We start from the raw sequence: 14,361 nt of genomic DNA, 5'->3' as shown, positions 1-14,361 counted from the left end.
ATCGAGCAAGGGCCTGTGGTCAACCGGGCGGGCAGTTGCAGACTGCCGGTGAAGCCCGGAGATAGCTGCTTTCCGTTCTGACCTCCCATGCCGTTGCGGCGCGGGCCAAGAAGAAGACACGGGAGAGGCCCGCGCGCGGCGCGGGCCAAGATGATCCTTTCGTCGTTCCGGAGGATCGACGGGCTTTCGCCCGCTCACCCCCGTCCGCAGCCTTTTTGTTTTCCTGTCCGCCACGCATCCCCACCCGAGCCGGTCAAGGGGCAAGCGCCGCCCTTTGGGCGTCGTCGTCCAGGCGGGCCGTGTCCTCGCCCGTTGCCGGGCTGCGGGCCGCACCACCCCGCCTTCCCGACCCCGTGACAGTCTCGGCCGGGGCCACGGGCAGGGCTGCGCCCTCCCCGCTCTGCTTTCCGAAAGGCATGGGCCTTTCAGAAAACAGATCAGGAAGGCTCGCCCATCGGCGGAACGGGCAGAAGACCCGGCCGCCCCGTCGCTAAAGGAGAGCAACAAATGGCTGACAAGTTTGACCTCTACGCCCACGTCACCGACAGCATCATTGCCAGCATCGAGGCAGGCACCCCGGCATGGCGCAAGCCGTGGACCGGAGACAAGGGCGGCGCACCCTTCCCGCTCAGGAGCAACGGCGAACCCTATTCCGGCATCAACGTCCTGATGTTGTGGCTGGCCGCTGATGCCAAAGGCTATCGCGCGCCCCGCTGGTTCACCTACAAGCAGGCTCAAGAGGCAGGCGGACAGGTCCGCAAGGGCGAGACATCGTCAACCGTTGTCAAATACGGCACCTTTGAGCGCGAGGACGCGGAAACGGGGGAGGAACGCCGCCTGCCCTACCTGAAAGCCTACCGCGTGTTTAACGCCGAGCAGATCGACGGCCTGCCCACTGAGCACTACGGCACCCCTGCCGAGGCCCCGCGCGACCTTGGCACCGAGGCCGACCCGGTCCTTGACGCCTTTTTCGCGGCAACCGGGATTGAACTCCGCACCAGCGACGACCCCCGCGCCTTCTATGACATCGGCTCCGACTTCATCCATATGCCACCGATTGCGACCTTTCACAGCGCCGCTGGATTTTACGGCACCCTTGCCCATGAGCAAATTCATGCAACCGGCCACAAGAGCCGCCTTGACCGCTTTTCCCGCTTCAACGACCGCAAGGCCGTGGCGTTTGAGGAGTTGATCGCGGAGATCGGCAACTGCATGACCTGCGCGCGGCTTGGCCTGACTCCCGATTTCGCGCAGTCCGGCGCCTACGTTCAAAGCTGGTTGCGGGCTATGAAAAATGACAAGCGCCTGATCTTCAAAGCCGCCAGCGAGGCGCAGAAGGCCGCCGAATGGCTGATGAAGGGGAAGCCCGACGAGGCTGAAGAAAAGAGGGCCGCATGAGCGGCCCCCACCCCCTGCTCGACCTGTCCTGCCGCAAATGCGGCAGGAGCAATCCTTGGGTCTATTTCGCGCCGGTCATGGTCGAGGGAACCGGCACCTGCATCTGCATGGACTGCGCCACGGCGCGCGGCTGGCTGAATAGGGCCGGAAATTTCAAGCCGGGAGTTTCCTTGTGACGACCTACGAGATCTGCGACGACCCCGACGACCTGCCCATCATCTGTGCCACCTTGGCAGAAGCAGAGCGGCGGGGCCAACGCCGCGCCGCCCGCCTCGGCATCGAGGTTCTCTTTTACGAAATGCACCCCACGCGCGGAGAGCGGTTTATCGGGGCGATCTGACACCCGGCCCCCGCAGCAGCAGGAGCTTTCTCTGCCGATCTGGTTGACCAGGCGGGGCGGAGCCGTCGAGCCGGCCCCGCCCCGCCTGGCCTTGCGCTGTCCGCACGGGAGCCGCGAACGCGGCAACCGGAGACGGCTGCGCCGTCATCCCATAAAGAAACCCCGCCAAAAGGGGGCGGGGCCAGAGTTTCAACAGGGAGGTTGTGTCTCTCAACGCAAGGTTGCCAAGAGGGTTCCCCTGCTTTGCACCGCAGTCAAGATCAGCCTTCGCGTCTCATTCCCCAGTCCGCCAGGCCACCCAATCCTGTTCCGTGATCCTGTCGATGGTCGGGTTGCTGTGCAGGACCGGGAGGCGCAACGACTCCGCGGCCGCAAGCGCCAGACAGGTCTGCACCGTCAGTTTCGCCGGGTGATCTGCCTGCTGGCCGAACCGGGCCGCAAGCCTGCACCCTTCAGCCGCAATGCGCGGGCTGATCGCGACTTCATAGACCTTCAGGATTTGCAGCAGGTTGTCGAAAATCTCCGTGGCCTGTTCAACCGCCTCGGCCGAGACGCCGCGCGTGTCCGCGCGGCTCTCAGTCAGAGCCATGACCACATCAAGGCGCACGCTGGCCGAGGTCTTGCAGGGCTTGCGGCTGTTCTTGATCTTTTCCACCAGCAAGGCCGCGTCAGACCTGTTGCCAAGGATGGCAAGGAAAGCAGAGCTATCAATGAACATCAGCGTTTGCCCTTCGGCGGAACAATGCGCGTGGACTTGAAGCCGTAGTCCTTCACCTTCTCCTGCAAGGCGGCAATCTGGTCCTCGATGGTCGGTATGGACCGCAACCGCTCGATCTCGTTCTGGATCGCCTGCCGCACCGCTTCTGTCTTGGTGACGCCCAGCATCTCCGCCAGCGTTTCCGCCAGATCATTCACGCCCTCATCGCGGATGGATAACTTGGCCATGTGCGTCCTAATCTGTATGTACAGCATTTGCAAAATAGTCTATACACGCGCATAATCGTCAGCAAGCCGGAATGAGGTTCAGGCCATGTACCCTGACACAGTGACAGGCCGTATCCGCTTCCTGCTGCTTCAGCCGGTCGATGCCCTACGCTACGCGCACGGCACGCCCGCCACTGAGCTCGGCGGGCTGAAGGCGGCGGCCGTCCTGCTGTTTCTGTTCAACTTCGCCTTCGCCATGTCGCTCTATTATCATGGCGAGGCGCTGACGGTGGTGCCCCTCATCGGCACGAGCCTGCACCTCGTGCTGGTCTATATCCAGCGGGTGTTCGACCTCTTTGCCTGGGGCATGTTCATCTATCTGGTGATCCTGCGCCGCCGCTCCTCATCCCTGTCGGAAACATCGCACAGGCTACCGCGTTGATCCTTCACAGGTATGGAGGCAACGATGACCAAGGAACAGACAAAGCGGGGCCGCGCCCAGGATCGCCGTCAGGTCGCAGCCGGACAGGATCATGAAGTCCGCTACGAGGCCGAGAAGATGGATGTGTCCAAGGACCAGGTGCGCGAGGCCGTGAAGTCCGAAGGCAACAGCCGCAAAAAGGTCGAGCGCAAGCTGTCCGAGGATTGAGACCATGGCGGGCCAAGCAAGCGGGCTGCGCACGATCCGGCCGGTGTCCTATCAAGAGACAGACAGTCGGTTTCGCACTGTCAACGATGCCAACGGCATGGGCCGGGCGCTGATGGAGCAATGCGATCCGGCCGATCCTGCCTACCGGCAGGCGGCCGGCTCCTGCATCGCCTTTGCTGAAGGCACCGTGACGCCGGAACAGGTCAGGGCCGACTTCATCCAGGCGCTGACGTCAGCCGGGGTGTTCGTCCGCGAAAACTAGCAGCTCACGCCTTGGCGTCGGAGGTCGTGTCGCTGCTAGACGGAGCATTGCACAGGCGAAGGGCCAGACGCGCTTCGAGCAGAACCCCGTCAAGATCGCCTTTCTCGGCCAGCTTCTCGATCTGGCGGAGATAGCCGACTACCTTGCGAACAACATCATCTGCCATCTTCCATTCCTTCCGTTTCCGCTGTCTGGTCGGCCGCCATAAACCTCACCCAACACGAGCAGGCAATGACCGGAAATCTGCCAACCATCGTTGCGGCAATCATCACGGCTGCCCGTGATGCCGCCGCCGACATTGAATACGCGTCGACCGAAGAAAATCTTACAGCCGAACGGGCGCGTGCCCTCAAGGCTCTGGCCGACAATCTCTATGCTACCGCCTTTCAGGCCGAAGAGAACGACCCCGAGGCGGTCAGGTTCTTGTGTGACATGCTGGGCCTAGAAAAACTGCTGGCAGCCTTTGATGCGCAATGCGGCCCAGAGCAGAGTCAAACCAGTTCGAGGTGAGGTTGTGACCCTGCCCCTGCCCCTCTTGCGTCAGAGCAAGAAGCCGGAGACCTGAACATTTTTCTGTTGAACACCTGCACAGCGGTTCGTGCCGCGTCCTGGTCGGTTGAGCCGGGCGTCCAGCGGTTGAGATCGCCAAGCAGCATCTTGGTGATGACGCCATACATGTAGGTATGGCTCATGGCCCGCAGCATCACCAGGTCTTCGTCCGGATCAAGATAGCCTTCCTCTTGGGCGCGCTGCAGGATCTTCATGACAAGGGCATGGACCGATTGCTCGTATTGCAGAAGACGAGGATGGTTTTCAAAAACATGAGCAGGCATTTCCCCGACAAGCCGGAACTCCTGCGGATAGAGACGCGCCCAATCAACATAGGCGACAGCGATTGCCTCAAGCTGATCGACGGGGGATGAACGCCGGGCCATCTCTTGGGTAATCGTGTGCAGCAGCCGCTGCAGAGCCACATCAGCCATCGCCGCAACCAGATGCTCACGGTCGAAAATAACCTGCTTGAGCAGATCCTCCTCGACCCCCAGCTCTTTCGCCAGTGTTTTCAGATCCGGCAGCTCACCCGTCTTGGCAGCCAGACGGCTGGCTGTGCTGATGGCGTCCGAGAGCAGATGTTGGCCGGGGTGAAAGGGGGCGTTCATGACACTTTGACTTGCAATGGAATGGTTTCCCAATTTTGCTTACGGCAGCGCAGGAACAAGCGAAAGAGAAGGAAATTTCTTTTCGGTCCCTTTGGCTAATATGCCGCATCCCGGCCTTGTCCGGGACCGCGCTCCAGGCTTCGGCCGGCTGGCACCGGCCTGCGCCCCGAGCCTGGACCCCTGCCCCTCCTTTCCGGCTTTTCCCGCACCGCCCGTCTCGTCCCGAGCCAGCCTGTGCGGGGCCGCAATAGTCGGTCCAGCTGCCCAGTCTCGGCTCTTCGGGTGGCGATCGCTTGCGGGGAAGCCCGGTTGTCCAGCCTCGCACTGGCCCGACCTTGGGAGGGACAGGGGGAGGCCGTAGCAGGCTGTAAGCGAGACCACAGGGATCGAGCAAACAGCCTGTGGTCAACCGGGCGGGCGGTTTCGTGGTCCGGTCGAACCTTCCCACAGGGCGTCTCGCTTCCCTTCGCTCCATGGTGGGCGCGGCCAGCTCGCCGCCCTGCAAGGCCCGCCGCCAGCACAAAGGCGGCAGGCTGGATAGCTTCGACCGGGAAAGATGATGCAGAGATCCCCGCGAAGGGCGGGGATCGAAGCAAAGGCGCGTGGCCGCGCCTGGCCGGGGGATTCGGTCAAGCCGAACGCCCCGGCCTTGTGGGGCCACGCGCGATGGGCGCGTGTCCGTTCATGGGAACAGCCGGTTCCCCCACGCAAGGCCGTCCGCTTCACGGGGCGAAGGGGTTTCCCCAGCCTTCCTCCGCCTTTGGCTGCGTGCAGGCCAGGTGATCCCCCTCCCCTTCGCCCCTACGGACAGCCTTGCCCGGGTCCCCCTCCTGCCCTCGCCGGGAGGCAGGGTTTCAGGAGAGGCGCGCGCTTCGCGCTTCCTCGCCAGAAACCCCGCCCGATGATCCGGCACCAGACCGGCAAAGGGCAGCACCACAAGGAGGCCGGAATGGCTTTGTTCGAGATTGTCACCATGACCGATGACAGCGGCATGACCCGCATCATGACCGATAACCTTGCCGCATGGGTCGAGGACATGGGAACCGAAATCACCGGGCTTGAAACCCGCACCCGCCTGCGCCCCGAATTGCAGGGCCAGCCGAAGATTGCGGGATTTGTCGGCCCCTGCTGGGGTGGCCTGTCGCAGACCGGCGAACCCATCATTCGCTACGAAGATCGCGGCACCTATGCCGCCCTGAGCCAATAAGGAGGCGGCGATGACCTATTTTTCCGTGGTCCAGATCGACATGCACCCGGCCCTCTATGTTGCCGCGACTGGCAGTGCCCGCAGCGCACAGATCCTGGCCCGCCTTGTTGCCGAGCGTTGCCCCGGCAACGTGTTCGGCATCCGCGACAGCGCCGACTTTAAGGGGCCAAAGAGCAACGGCTTCATCCGCGATTGCGCCCGGTCCTTCGAGGTTCAGACCTTGGCCGCACAGGAGTTGATGGCCGAAGCCGACGACAACCCCGACCAGCTTCTCAAGTGGCACGTCTATTTCTATGACAGCGGCGCAGGCGAAAGCCGCTTCACCGTCAACGCCTATCTCGATCATGACAGGCGCGTCCGCGCCAAGTGCGAGGCTGACCCGACCCTGGCTGGCCGAGACGTCATCTATGGCGACGCGCCCACCATGGAGACGCTTTATCTCATGCTCGATGCCTTCGCCGCCCGGCAGGAGGCGATCGCATGACATGGCGGATCATCGAAACAAGGGCGCATCCGGGCGCCCTTCCCCGCGCCCATGACACCGAGGCCTTGGCATGGCGCTTTGCGCGCCGCCACGGCCATGAGGTTTGGGAAGTAACCGACAACGGCCGGACCGCCTTCGAGCGTTTCCTGGGCCAAGGCTGACGGTTGACGACATGACCTATCACGACACCGAGTTTCCGAAGATCGGAGAGACGCAGGAACATGCAGCGCCGGCCCTGCGCCGCAGCCTGTCCGAGATCGTGGCCGAGTATGACGAGAAGGCCGCGGCCATTCCCGAGGTGATTGCCGACTTCAGCCGGGCCGAGGCAGCGGTCAATGTTGCCGCCAGCATCGGCGGAGCTTATGGCGGTCAGGTCTTTTCCCGCAGCCCGAGCCTCTATGAACGCGATGTGCGGCTTGCCCTGCTGCGGTCAGCCTGGAAGCATGTCTATGAGGGCTTGCAGATCGAGCGCATTGCCAGTGCCAAGGACCGCAAGCAGCTTGACCTCAAGCTGACCAACCCCCTGCCCTTCACCCTGCCCAATCTTGCGGACGTGTTCGGGGATTACCTGCTGGACCCCCGGTTTCACGTCCTCAAGGGCCTGGCCGAGTGCTTTTGCGATCTGGACCCGGCCTACAAGAGCCATTCCAAGGTGAAGATCGGCGTCGAGGGTCTGCCCAAGCGCATCATCATCGGCAGCGCGACCGGGTGGAACGGTTGGGGCCAGGAGCGGCTGAAGGACACCTTGAACGCCCTGCGCGTTTATCGCGGCCAGCCGCGCTATGAATACCGCGAGTTTGCCGACATGATGAAGGAGGCCGAGCGGCCCGGCGAGGCCGATTGCTGCGCGGGCTTCATCCGCGCCTTCAAGAACGGCAACGTGCATCTGATCTTCAACGAGGATGGACGGCGCGACATCAACCGCGCCCTGGCCGAGTTCTATGGCGAAGTTCTTCCCGACGCACCGACCGAGGCCGAGGCCAAGCGGCCAAGCACGGAGGTTGCCCGCGATCTGCAATTCTATCCCACGCCCCGCCGCGTGGCGCAGGAGGTTGTCAGCGCCCTGCACCTGTCAGGTGGCGAACAGATCCTTGAACCGTCCTGCGGTGACGGCCGGATCATGGACGAGTTGGCCGCGTGGAACGACAACCCCGAGGACAGGCGCGGCCGCGCCCCTGTCATCGTGACCGGCATCGAGTATGACGCAGGCCGCGCCGAGCAGGCCCGCGCCAAGGGCCATTCGGTCATGACCGCCAATTTTCTGCAGGTCGCGCCCGATCCGCGCTTTGATGCAGTCGTGATGAACCCGCCCTTCTATGGCCGACACTACAAGCTGCACCTCGATCATGCGGTGAAGTTCCTGAAGCCGGGCGGCGTCCTGGTCTGCATCCTGCCCGCGACGGCCCATTATGACCACGGCACCACCATAGGCCGCTGGAACGATCTTCCCGTTGGCAGCTTCGCCAGCTCCGGCACCAATGTTCCGACCGGCTATTGCGTCTATCACAAGCCCAAGGCGTAACTGAAAACGACAGGGGCAGGCTATGTGCCTGCCCCTGTCCCTTTCACGGATCACCCCATGAACCTTCATCTGCGCATCTATCTGGCGGGACATTCCGGCCGCGTCATGCCGCGTTGGCTGCGCCGCCTTGCCGCGCGCAGCGAATTGCACCGCGCCTGGCTGTGCGGCTTCAATGGCTGCTTCGAGCAGGACGGCGTGCGCTACGGACCCGCGAACCCCTACCCCGGCCCTGTCCTGCCCGATGCCTGACAGCATCGGGGCAGGCAAGTGCCCGCCCCTTGTCCTTATCGCTGGCGCCGCCATTCCTCTGGCGGGATGAACGATCCGGCGAAGATGCCGTTTCCCTCGGCACGGGCTTTGGCTTCGGCCTGTTCATAGGCCCGGCTATAACGGGTGTAGGCCACGGCCCATCCGTTGCGGACGACCCAATAATTAATGTCCTTGCCGCCAGCTTCGCAGACGGAAACCGCCCGGCCATAGCGATCCGTGTCTTGCACGATGCACCGCACGTTCTGTCCATCGAGAGCGGCAGCCAGTTTCTCGGTCGCCTGACGACCGCAGGGCCAATCTTCCCCTGCCCTGTCTTGGCATATCTGGTTCTTTTCCACGGCGTCGATGCCGAACAGGCGAACCCGCGTGCCGTCCACGTCCAGCGTGTCAGCGTCGATCATGCGCACCGGCCCTGACAGGATCTCGCCTTGCGGCCGGAACAGATCGCCAAAGACGTTCTCGGCTTCCTTTGACAGTTCATCAGCCATGCCGGCGAGGATCGCCCCAAGCAGGACAACCCCAATGGCCGCGCCAGGACCGACGCGGAGCTTTCGGCCGATCATATGGTGCAGTCCGCCTTCAGTTCATTCTCGATGGTGAAGGACACGTCCTGCCCGCCCGCGCTGAAAGTGATCGGCCCCGGCTTGGCAAGGGTGGCGACAACCTTGTTCCAGACTTCGGGTTCACGGCTGACGATGGACCCGCCCGACAAGGGGAAGGTCTGCGTTTCCGTTTCCGTGCGGACCTCGATCGTGGTGCCCTCAAGAAACTGTCCTGGTGCCGGGGTCACGACAACATGATACTCTGGCGGCAGCCAAGCGCCCTCGGGATCGCACACCAGTTCAAGACGGGCCGTGCCCTCTTGGATCGTGTACAGGAAGATGCCCTTATCTTCGGCCGATTGCCATTCTGCCGCGCCCACCGGCAGGGCCATGACGGCAAGAGAGAATGCTGAAACTACAAAGCTTTTCATTTCAATTCCTTCCATCCGGCATCAGTTGCGGGAAGCGATCACGCTGGATCAGCCAGCGTTACGCTTTATTGCTTCAAGCTGCGGAAGCAGCTTTTCGGCGGTCCGGTCCAGGGCATTGTATGCGACCTGACGCAGCACATCGCCCTGCCGGGAAATGACGCCGAGAGGATCATGTGCCGCGATCCATGCTGTGGCCTGCTTCTTCGGGAATTTGAGTTCGCGACGGACGATCGGCCCCGAGCGGGGCTTCTCACCCGCTTCCGTGAAATCCGCATCTTCCAGAACGACCGACTGGACTACCTTCAAGAGAATGACCTCTGGGGTGACGCCCAGGTTCTTCGCAATCGTTTCCGCCCGCTTGTAGTCGGCTTCGGTAAATCTGTAGGTGTTCTTGATGGTCATGACGCCGTCCTTGGCTTGCGGCGTTCGCCGTTTAGCCTTTGCCTCCCGATCAGGGGCTTGATCTTCAGGCGCAGTCCTCGTGTCGGCCTTGACCGAGGCTGTCTCCGTAGAGGCGGCATCCTGGGTCGGGTCCTTCACTGGCTTGTCCTCTGCAACTGTCTGCGTCTGCGGTTCCGCCTGCAAACGCTCTGTAGCTGGTGACATGGGCGCAGGATCAGCAGCGACAGTGCCCTTCCGGGACGTTGCCGCTTGCCCATAGCCGATCATGGGATCAGGCATGGGCAAGGATTGAGCGGCCTTCAATGCTTCCCTTTTTTTGAAGCGATCTTGGTTCTTAGACAGGTGCTTGCCAAGGTCGGCCATCACGACATTCCCTCAATCGCTTTAAGGATATTTTCAGCTTCGGTCAGGTCCGATTCAGTCTGTTTGCGCTTAAACCCCTGCATTTTGTTCGTTAATGCCTCTAGCTCTTTGACAAGGATGCGACCCTCGCCAAGCGTTTCAAAGTTGCTTCGGTTCGGCATGAAGAACGGCAAGATCATTGGATGCTGGCTGATTTCACCCAAGGCTTGAGCCTGCTCAACCGTCAGCTTCTGTGATGGTTTGATGTTATTCAGCAGCATACCGCAGGGTGGCGGTGTCTCGCCCTGGGACACGAATGAATCGCGGACAGTCTCATAGACTGCGGCAGTCGCCAGTTGGCTGCGATATTCATGGGTCACGGGCTTTACGGGTATGATGATCTTGTCAGATATGACCATGACGCCTCGGGCCAGATCGGAGTGGCGGCCCTCGGTGTCCACAATGACGTAATCTATGCCGTTTTCCTCGGCCTGTTCGATCAACTCATAAACTTCGTCGGCAGTCGTCGCGCGCTCACAGAACAAGCGTTCAGCCATGTCAGGGTAATTTGTTAGAGCGGCCGACACGTATCCTATGGTCGAGCCTTGGGAGTCGGTTTCGATCAGCAGAACCTTGAGGTTGCCGGGCCGGGCCAGCACCGCCTGCGCAAGTATCCAGCAGCAAGTGCTTTTCCCGCCCCCACCCTTCTGACCCACAAGAGAGATCGTCAGCATTGTCCACCTGTATGTACATTTTTGTTAATACCGCGCATACGTTGAAGAACATGCAGCGGTCAAGATACGCCGACAAGCGGCAACCGGACTAAGGGCAACTAGACAATAGACTAGCGGACAAGCGGCAACCGGACAAGGAGCAATACGACAAAGGGCAAGTAGACGAGTAGCGATCTAACAAGTGGCAATGTGCCAATCGGCAATTAGACTTGCGGCAATTAGACAAAAGGCAACTGTTCAATCAGCAACTAGATAACCGGCAAGTGGATAAGTGGCAACAGGACGAGTGGCAACAAGACGAGTGGCGAAACGATAAGCAGCAAGAAGATAAGCAGCAAAAAGACAAGCAGCAATTGGATAAGAGGCAAGTGGACAAGAGGCAAGCGGATAGGAAGCAACATGACAAGGGGCAACAGGACAAGTCGCAATAGGACAAGTGGCAAGTGGACAAGCGGCATCTGGACTAACAGCAGGAGAGCATGGTCGCCGGCATTGTCTGGGGCTAGAGCGAGCAAGTTCCAGCAAGGCAGGCAAGGTGAATTCTGCACTTCCGCAAAATGGCTCTCAGCGGCGCTGTGGAGGGGTTTGGGTCGTTTGGCTACCCGTGTAGCTTGATGATGTCTTGCACCCTGTAGGCGGCCCTCTCCGAGCCTCTGCGCAAAAGAAAATTGCACACTGCACCCCCTGATCTATTCCGAGGCGGTGGCGAGGTCGATTTGAGGGGCCAAATCGACCAACGGCTCACGCCCAGGACGGGTGTTCGGTTTGTCGTCGCCAAGGCGCCGCCAACCTTCGCTTCGCTCACCGTAGCGGACACCCAAGGCAGACCTTTTTAGCACGCCGCTTTGCTTGTCAGCAGCGCTCTAAAGTTCTACCTTGGTTGGAACTGTAGCAGGAAATGTAGCTTGGCAGCGTTACACTCACCAAAACCAACTGGGCGACGGCTTTCTATGGCCGAAAGTCGCGAGATTTTTGTCGCCTTTCAGGGCGGCGAGAGTGTTACGTCGATTGCACGCCGGTTGAGGGTTTCAAGGCCTACCGTTTACCGTGCCATTGAGAAGCACGGTCGACCCGGCAACCCTGCCTTGGACTCTGCACGCGTCACGATCCGCCTGTCCCCCGAGGAGCTGGCAGCTCTCGATGTCCTTTCAGGTCGCATGGGCTTGTCTCGTTCGGCCCTTGGGCGTCGCGTTCTTCGGCTTGCAGCAGGTTTCCTTGAGCCTGATCCAGAGATGGTAGAGGCCATGACGGACCTGTCGCGGCAGGTCAAAGCCGTGGGCGGGAACCTCAACCAGATCGCCGCGCACCTGAACCGCGAGGCGTTGCTGCAAGGTCGGGCTTCACCGAACAAGGACCAGCAGGCGCAGATCGAGGCTTCCGAGCGGGCCTTGAAGGCACTGGCGAAGGACATTGACCGCCTGTTTGTCCATGCGGCGAAGCGCCGGAAGGCGCGGGTTGATGCCATCCTGCGCAAAGGCGACGGCGCATGAGCCAGTCCAGTTTCGTCATTGGAAGGTTTGATTGGGCCAAGAACCGCGGTGGCGGTGGCGTAAATCAAGCCTTTCGGTTGCGGACGGGACGAACCGGGCGGGCGATAGGCAACGTCCGGGGCTTGCCCCAAGTCGTTTTCAAGGTTGTCCCGAACGGGGGGTGCAAAGGGCCGTTGGGTCTGGCTGCGCAGCTTGGCTACGTCTTGGGCAAGGCTGAACACATCATCGACCCCGGCAAGGACTATGACCGGCTGGACCACCTGCCGGAGCATTTCAGCGAGGCGATAGCCAAGGACTGGGCTGACGGTTGGGATGATCGCGTTAAGTCTGGCTATTCAATGCACATGGTTGCTAGCTTTCCGCGCGGGACCGACCCCGAGAAGGTGGCCGCCATCATGCGCGGCACTTGCCATGACATTTTCGACCAAGACCGCAGCCGGTTCAACTACATCGCCGCCCTGCATACCGATAACGGCTTCCCGCATGTCCACATCGTCGTGGACCGCAAAAACGCCGAAGGAGAGTGGTTCTTCTTCGCCCGTGACGGCGAATTCACCTATGACCGGATGAAGGATACCATCGTTGAACATGCCGCCGCCCACGGCATCGAAATGGTCAACAGCAGCAAGCTTTCACGGGGTGTCGTCAGCGAAAATGAGAACGAACGCACCCGCGCGCCTGCCGTTCGCGGGCTTGCTGGAACGCTGATCGACCACGGCGCAGCCCCGTTCCAGAACAACCCCAAGGAGCGGATTAACTACTTTGTCACTGTGGAGACGCCCCAGGGCGAAAAGACGCTGTGGGGCAAGGAGCTTAGCCTGGTCATGGAAGCCAGCGGGGCCGAGAAGGGGGATGCCATCCGCATCACCCATGAAGGGAAAAAGGCCGTCCTGATCCAGACGCGCGACGGTCGCACCATCGAGACGCATCGGAACCAATGGGCCGTCGAACTGCCCGAGAGAGACATTGCCCATGCTGCCGAGCATGAACCTGCACCGACCGCCCGCGAGCAGAACGTCGCGGAATGGAAGCGTGAGCAGGTCCTGGCTCATGCCGCCGAATACCGTTCCCTGTCTGCCGCCTTTGCAGACGGCTTTTCCGCGCTGTCGCGCGGCTTTTCCGCCGCCGCCGACCTACTGGAACGCGGCCTTTCATTGACCCCAGAGATATTCGAGAAAGTCAGGAGCCATACTATGCAGCAAGCTCGCCAAGCCGATGCCCTGGACTCACCCGGCCCGATCCCCATGGCCGATGCCGAGCGGGAGGCTGTGATGCCCCGCGAGGACGAGCTTGCCGCGGACGCCGCCAAGGCGCTTGTCGTCATCGAGGAAGCCCGCGAGAAGCTGGCCGAGGTGCGCGAGACGATTTCGCAGCTTGACCCGAGCAGTAGACCGGGGGTCGAGGCGCAGTATTTTGCCGCTGTGCGCGACGTGGAACGCCTGACCATCGGGCTTGATCGCGCCGAGTATCGCGAACCGGCCAAAGGGACGATCTATGCAGACGGGCACCGCGAAGCAGTTGCCGGAATGGACCGCAGCCAGCTTGCCACCGTTCTGGAAGGCACCGGCATTGATCCAGACGAGGTTGCGGCCCGCGTGGCTATCGAGGCCCGGTCTGCCGCCCTTGAGGCACATTGGGTTGCGGCGGATGCCGAGAGAATTGCCAAAGCACGCGGCTATGACATCGAATCCGAGGATGGTTCACGGCAGGCGTATCGCGATCTTGCCGAGATCTACCGGGCCGTGTCGGACCGCAGCATCGTGGCAGAGCATGTCGCTGCCGTGGACGACCGCGATCTTGTCGAGGAGATCGAGAACCGGCAGGCCATGATCGAGGAAGCCCGCGATCTATCCAGCCGGGATAGTCTGACCCACGAGCAGCAAATGCGCCTGACCCAAATCGTGGACCGTGTTGCAGGCAAGGAAGCTGTCTTTGAACTGCGCGGAGGCAACAGCGAACCCTTGGCGGAAATGATGCCGAACAAGGCCGATCGGTTGAACCTGGCTGAGCGGTATCTTGAGGCGGAGCAGAGCAGGGGTCTGGATCGTTCGGACGCCATTTCTGCTATCCAGGCCGACCGTGAAATCATGCAGATCGACAAGGAGATTGAGCAGCAGGCCACCCTTGAGCGGGAATACGAGCGTGAAGCAGAGCGGCGGCGCGAACGCGACCGCGATGAAGGCCACGAACTCTAAGGGGAGGGC

Annotated in this window: 21 protein-coding genes and 1 pseudogene; 14 read left to right on the top strand and 8 right to left on the bottom strand. The window is 61.5% G+C overall.

All coding sequences use genetic code 11. The features are described from left to right. Positions 1 to 507 precede the first annotated feature (507 nt). Both GIY56_RS16330 and GIY56_RS16325 read left to right on the top strand, forming a co-directional pair. Positions 508 to 1,398, top strand: a complete 891-nt coding sequence (locus tag GIY56_RS16330; protein WP_154765931.1) for an ArdC family protein — start codon at positions 508 to 510, stop codon at positions 1,396 to 1,398. Positions 1,399 to 1,570: 172 nt separating this feature from the next. Then, on the top strand, positions 1,571 to 1,738 hold the full coding sequence (locus GIY56_RS16325; RefSeq protein WP_154765930.1) for a hypothetical protein: 168 nt from the start codon (positions 1,571 to 1,573) through the stop codon (positions 1,736 to 1,738). Positions 1,739 to 2,012: 274 nt separating this feature from the next. Here the strand turns inward: GIY56_RS16325 and GIY56_RS16320 are convergent, their stop codons facing one another. Together GIY56_RS16320 and GIY56_RS16315 are read right to left on the bottom strand one after the other, a co-directional pair. Next, positions 2,013 to 2,456 carry a PIN domain-containing protein gene (locus GIY56_RS16320; protein ID WP_154765929.1) on the bottom strand — a complete coding sequence of 148 codons (444 nt, stop codon included), beginning with the start codon at positions 2,454 to 2,456 and terminating at the stop codon, positions 2,013 to 2,015. Then, complete coding sequence (locus GIY56_RS16315; RefSeq protein ID WP_154765928.1) at positions 2,456 to 2,683, bottom strand: type II toxin-antitoxin system VapB family antitoxin; 228 nt, start codon at positions 2,681 to 2,683, stop codon at positions 2,456 to 2,458. The genes GIY56_RS16320 and GIY56_RS16315 overlap by 1 nt, the downstream gene beginning before the upstream one ends. Positions 2,684 to 2,768: 85 nt before the next feature. On the opposite strand from GIY56_RS16315, the gene GIY56_RS16310 reads away from it, so the two are divergent. From GIY56_RS16310 to GIY56_RS16300, 3 genes are read left to right on the top strand one after another with little or no spacing between them, the layout of a single operon-like run. After that, positions 2,769 to 3,104 (top strand): hypothetical protein, encoded by a 336-nt coding sequence (locus tag GIY56_RS16310; RefSeq protein WP_154765927.1) that lies wholly within the window; start codon positions 2,769 to 2,771, stop codon positions 3,102 to 3,104. Between the two features lie 24 nt (positions 3,105 to 3,128). After that, positions 3,129 to 3,311 carry a DUF3606 domain-containing protein gene (locus GIY56_RS16305; protein ID WP_154765926.1) on the top strand — a complete coding sequence of 61 codons (183 nt, stop codon included), beginning with the start codon at positions 3,129 to 3,131 and terminating at the stop codon, positions 3,309 to 3,311. A gap of 4 nt (positions 3,312 to 3,315) precedes the next feature. Further along, positions 3,316 to 3,573, top strand: coding sequence for a DUF982 domain-containing protein (locus GIY56_RS16300; protein ID WP_154765925.1), 258 nt, complete (start codon positions 3,316 to 3,318; stop codon positions 3,571 to 3,573). Positions 3,574 to 3,577: 4 nt separating this feature from the next. Here the strand turns inward: GIY56_RS16300 and GIY56_RS16295 are convergent, their stop codons facing one another. Beyond that, on the bottom strand, positions 3,578 to 3,739 hold the full coding sequence (locus GIY56_RS16295; protein ID WP_154765924.1) for a hypothetical protein: 162 nt from the start codon (positions 3,737 to 3,739) through the stop codon (positions 3,578 to 3,580). Positions 3,740 to 3,804: 65 nt separating this feature from the next. Here GIY56_RS16295 and GIY56_RS16290 point away from each other — a divergent pair, with 65 nt between their 5' ends. Beyond that, complete coding sequence (locus GIY56_RS16290; RefSeq protein ID WP_154765923.1) at positions 3,805 to 4,083, top strand: hypothetical protein; 279 nt, start codon at positions 3,805 to 3,807, stop codon at positions 4,081 to 4,083. Here GIY56_RS16290 and GIY56_RS16285 read toward each other — a convergent pair. Further along, positions 4,065 to 4,733 carry a TetR-like C-terminal domain-containing protein gene (locus tag GIY56_RS16285; protein ID WP_154765922.1) on the bottom strand — a complete coding sequence of 223 codons (669 nt, stop codon included), beginning with the start codon at positions 4,731 to 4,733 and terminating at the stop codon, positions 4,065 to 4,067. The genes GIY56_RS16290 and GIY56_RS16285 overlap by 19 nt on opposite strands. Positions 4,734 to 5,682: 949 nt before the next feature. Between GIY56_RS16285 and GIY56_RS16280 the strand changes: the two genes are divergently transcribed. Genes GIY56_RS16280 through GIY56_RS16260 form a run of 5 tightly spaced genes read left to right on the top strand, consistent with a single transcriptional unit; the run spans position 5,683 to position 8,195 of the window. Next, the gene (locus GIY56_RS16280; protein WP_154765921.1) at positions 5,683 to 5,940 is read left to right on the top strand and encodes a hypothetical protein; all 258 of its coding nucleotides are present in this window, start codon (positions 5,683 to 5,685) and stop codon (positions 5,938 to 5,940) included. 10 nt (positions 5,941 to 5,950) lie between these two features. Further along, the gene (locus GIY56_RS16275) at positions 5,951 to 6,424 is read left to right on the top strand and encodes a hypothetical protein (protein WP_154765920.1); all 474 of its coding nucleotides are present in this window, start codon (positions 5,951 to 5,953) and stop codon (positions 6,422 to 6,424) included. Next, complete coding sequence (locus GIY56_RS16270; RefSeq protein WP_154765919.1) at positions 6,421 to 6,585, top strand: hypothetical protein; 165 nt, start codon at positions 6,421 to 6,423, stop codon at positions 6,583 to 6,585. The genes GIY56_RS16275 and GIY56_RS16270 overlap by 4 nt, the downstream gene beginning before the upstream one ends. 11 nt (positions 6,586 to 6,596) lie before the next feature. Beyond that, positions 6,597 to 7,946 carry a class I SAM-dependent methyltransferase gene (locus tag GIY56_RS16265; protein WP_154765918.1) on the top strand — a complete coding sequence of 450 codons (1,350 nt, stop codon included), beginning with the start codon at positions 6,597 to 6,599 and terminating at the stop codon, positions 7,944 to 7,946. Positions 7,947 to 8,003: 57 nt separating this feature from the next. Beyond that, positions 8,004 to 8,195, top strand: coding sequence for a hypothetical protein (locus GIY56_RS16260; RefSeq protein WP_154765917.1), 192 nt, complete (start codon positions 8,004 to 8,006; stop codon positions 8,193 to 8,195). Between the two features lie 35 nt (positions 8,196 to 8,230). On the opposite strand, the gene GIY56_RS16255 is transcribed toward GIY56_RS16260, so the two are convergent. From GIY56_RS16255 to GIY56_RS16240, 4 genes are read right to left on the bottom strand one after another with little or no spacing between them, the layout of a single operon-like run. Continuing rightward, the gene (locus GIY56_RS16255) at positions 8,231 to 8,779 is read right to left on the bottom strand and encodes a thermonuclease family protein (protein ID WP_154765916.1); all 549 of its coding nucleotides are present in this window, start codon (positions 8,777 to 8,779) and stop codon (positions 8,231 to 8,233) included. Then, positions 8,776 to 9,204 carry a hypothetical protein gene (locus GIY56_RS16250; RefSeq protein WP_230312580.1) on the bottom strand — a complete coding sequence of 143 codons (429 nt, stop codon included), beginning with the start codon at positions 9,202 to 9,204 and terminating at the stop codon, positions 8,776 to 8,778. The genes GIY56_RS16255 and GIY56_RS16250 overlap by 4 nt, the downstream gene beginning before the upstream one ends. A 33-nt stretch (positions 9,205 to 9,237) precedes the next feature. After that, a complete protein-coding gene (locus tag GIY56_RS16245; RefSeq protein ID WP_154765914.1) occupies positions 9,238 to 9,954 on the bottom strand; it encodes a hypothetical protein in 717 nt (238 codons plus the stop codon). Then, on the bottom strand, positions 9,954 to 10,667 hold the full coding sequence (locus tag GIY56_RS16240; protein WP_154765913.1) for a ParA family protein: 714 nt from the start codon (positions 10,665 to 10,667) through the stop codon (positions 9,954 to 9,956). The genes GIY56_RS16245 and GIY56_RS16240 overlap by 1 nt, the downstream gene beginning before the upstream one ends. A 950-nt stretch (positions 10,668 to 11,617) precedes the next feature. On the opposite strand from GIY56_RS16240, the pseudogene GIY56_RS18955 reads away from it, so the two are divergent. From GIY56_RS18955 to GIY56_RS16230, 3 genes and pseudogenes are all read left to right on the top strand, one after another. Beyond that, positions 11,618 to 11,857: pseudogene (locus tag GIY56_RS18955) on the top strand (ribbon-helix-helix protein, CopG family); the annotation flags it as partial. Between the two features lie 54 nt (positions 11,858 to 11,911). Continuing rightward, positions 11,912 to 12,157, top strand: coding sequence for a hypothetical protein (locus GIY56_RS18420; RefSeq protein ID WP_196053670.1), 246 nt, complete (start codon positions 11,912 to 11,914; stop codon positions 12,155 to 12,157). Then, on the top strand, positions 12,154 to 14,352 hold the full coding sequence (locus GIY56_RS16230; RefSeq protein ID WP_154765911.1) for a relaxase/mobilization nuclease domain-containing protein: 2,199 nt from the start codon (positions 12,154 to 12,156) through the stop codon (positions 14,350 to 14,352). The genes GIY56_RS18420 and GIY56_RS16230 overlap by 4 nt, the downstream gene beginning before the upstream one ends. Positions 14,353 to 14,361 lie beyond the last annotated feature (9 nt).

The sequence above is a fragment of the Paracoccus lichenicola genome, assembly GCF_009708075.1.
GTDB lineage: Bacteria > Pseudomonadota > Alphaproteobacteria > Rhodobacterales > Rhodobacteraceae > Paracoccus > Paracoccus lichenicola.
The sequence above is the reverse complement of the archived record's forward strand: the minus strand, read 5'-3'. Positions and strand labels throughout refer to the sequence as shown.

Coding starts and splice junctions, on each gene's coding strand:
- GIY56_RS16330 (WP_154765931.1), top strand. CDS start 508: ATGGCTGACAAGTTTGACCTCTACGCCCACGTCACCGACAGCATCATT.
- GIY56_RS16320 (WP_154765929.1), bottom strand. CDS start 2,456: ATGTTCATTGATAGCTCTGCTTTCCTTGCCATCCTTGGCAACAGGTCT.
- GIY56_RS16315 (WP_154765928.1), bottom strand. CDS start 2,683: ATGGCCAAGTTATCCATCCGCGATGAGGGCGTGAATGATCTGGCGGAA.
- GIY56_RS16310 (WP_154765927.1), top strand. CDS start 2,769: ATGTACCCTGACACAGTGACAGGCCGTATCCGCTTCCTGCTGCTTCAG.
- GIY56_RS16305 (WP_154765926.1), top strand. CDS start 3,129: ATGACCAAGGAACAGACAAAGCGGGGCCGCGCCCAGGATCGCCGTCAG.
- GIY56_RS16300 (WP_154765925.1), top strand. CDS start 3,316: ATGGCGGGCCAAGCAAGCGGGCTGCGCACGATCCGGCCGGTGTCCTAT.
- GIY56_RS16295 (WP_154765924.1), bottom strand. CDS start 3,739: ATGGCAGATGATGTTGTTCGCAAGGTAGTCGGCTATCTCCGCCAGATC.
- GIY56_RS16290 (WP_154765923.1), top strand. CDS start 3,805: ATGACCGGAAATCTGCCAACCATCGTTGCGGCAATCATCACGGCTGCC.
- GIY56_RS16285 (WP_154765922.1), bottom strand. CDS start 4,733: ATGAACGCCCCCTTTCACCCCGGCCAACATCTGCTCTCGGACGCCATC.
- GIY56_RS16280 (WP_154765921.1), top strand. CDS start 5,683: ATGGCTTTGTTCGAGATTGTCACCATGACCGATGACAGCGGCATGACC.
- GIY56_RS16275 (WP_154765920.1), top strand. CDS start 5,951: ATGACCTATTTTTCCGTGGTCCAGATCGACATGCACCCGGCCCTCTAT.
- GIY56_RS16270 (WP_154765919.1), top strand. CDS start 6,421: ATGACATGGCGGATCATCGAAACAAGGGCGCATCCGGGCGCCCTTCCC.
- GIY56_RS16265 (WP_154765918.1), top strand. CDS start 6,597: ATGACCTATCACGACACCGAGTTTCCGAAGATCGGAGAGACGCAGGAA.
- GIY56_RS16260 (WP_154765917.1), top strand. CDS start 8,004: ATGAACCTTCATCTGCGCATCTATCTGGCGGGACATTCCGGCCGCGTC.
- GIY56_RS16255 (WP_154765916.1), bottom strand. CDS start 8,779: ATGATCGGCCGAAAGCTCCGCGTCGGTCCTGGCGCGGCCATTGGGGTT.
- GIY56_RS16250 (WP_230312580.1), bottom strand. CDS start 9,204: ATGGAAGGAATTGAAATGAAAAGCTTTGTAGTTTCAGCATTCTCTCTT.
- GIY56_RS16245 (WP_154765914.1), bottom strand. CDS start 9,954: ATGGCCGACCTTGGCAAGCACCTGTCTAAGAACCAAGATCGCTTCAAA.
- GIY56_RS16240 (WP_154765913.1), bottom strand. CDS start 10,667: ATGCTGACGATCTCTCTTGTGGGTCAGAAGGGTGGGGGCGGGAAAAGC.
- GIY56_RS18420 (WP_196053670.1), top strand. CDS start 11,912: ATGACGGACCTGTCGCGGCAGGTCAAAGCCGTGGGCGGGAACCTCAAC.
- GIY56_RS16230 (WP_154765911.1), top strand. CDS start 12,154: ATGAGCCAGTCCAGTTTCGTCATTGGAAGGTTTGATTGGGCCAAGAAC.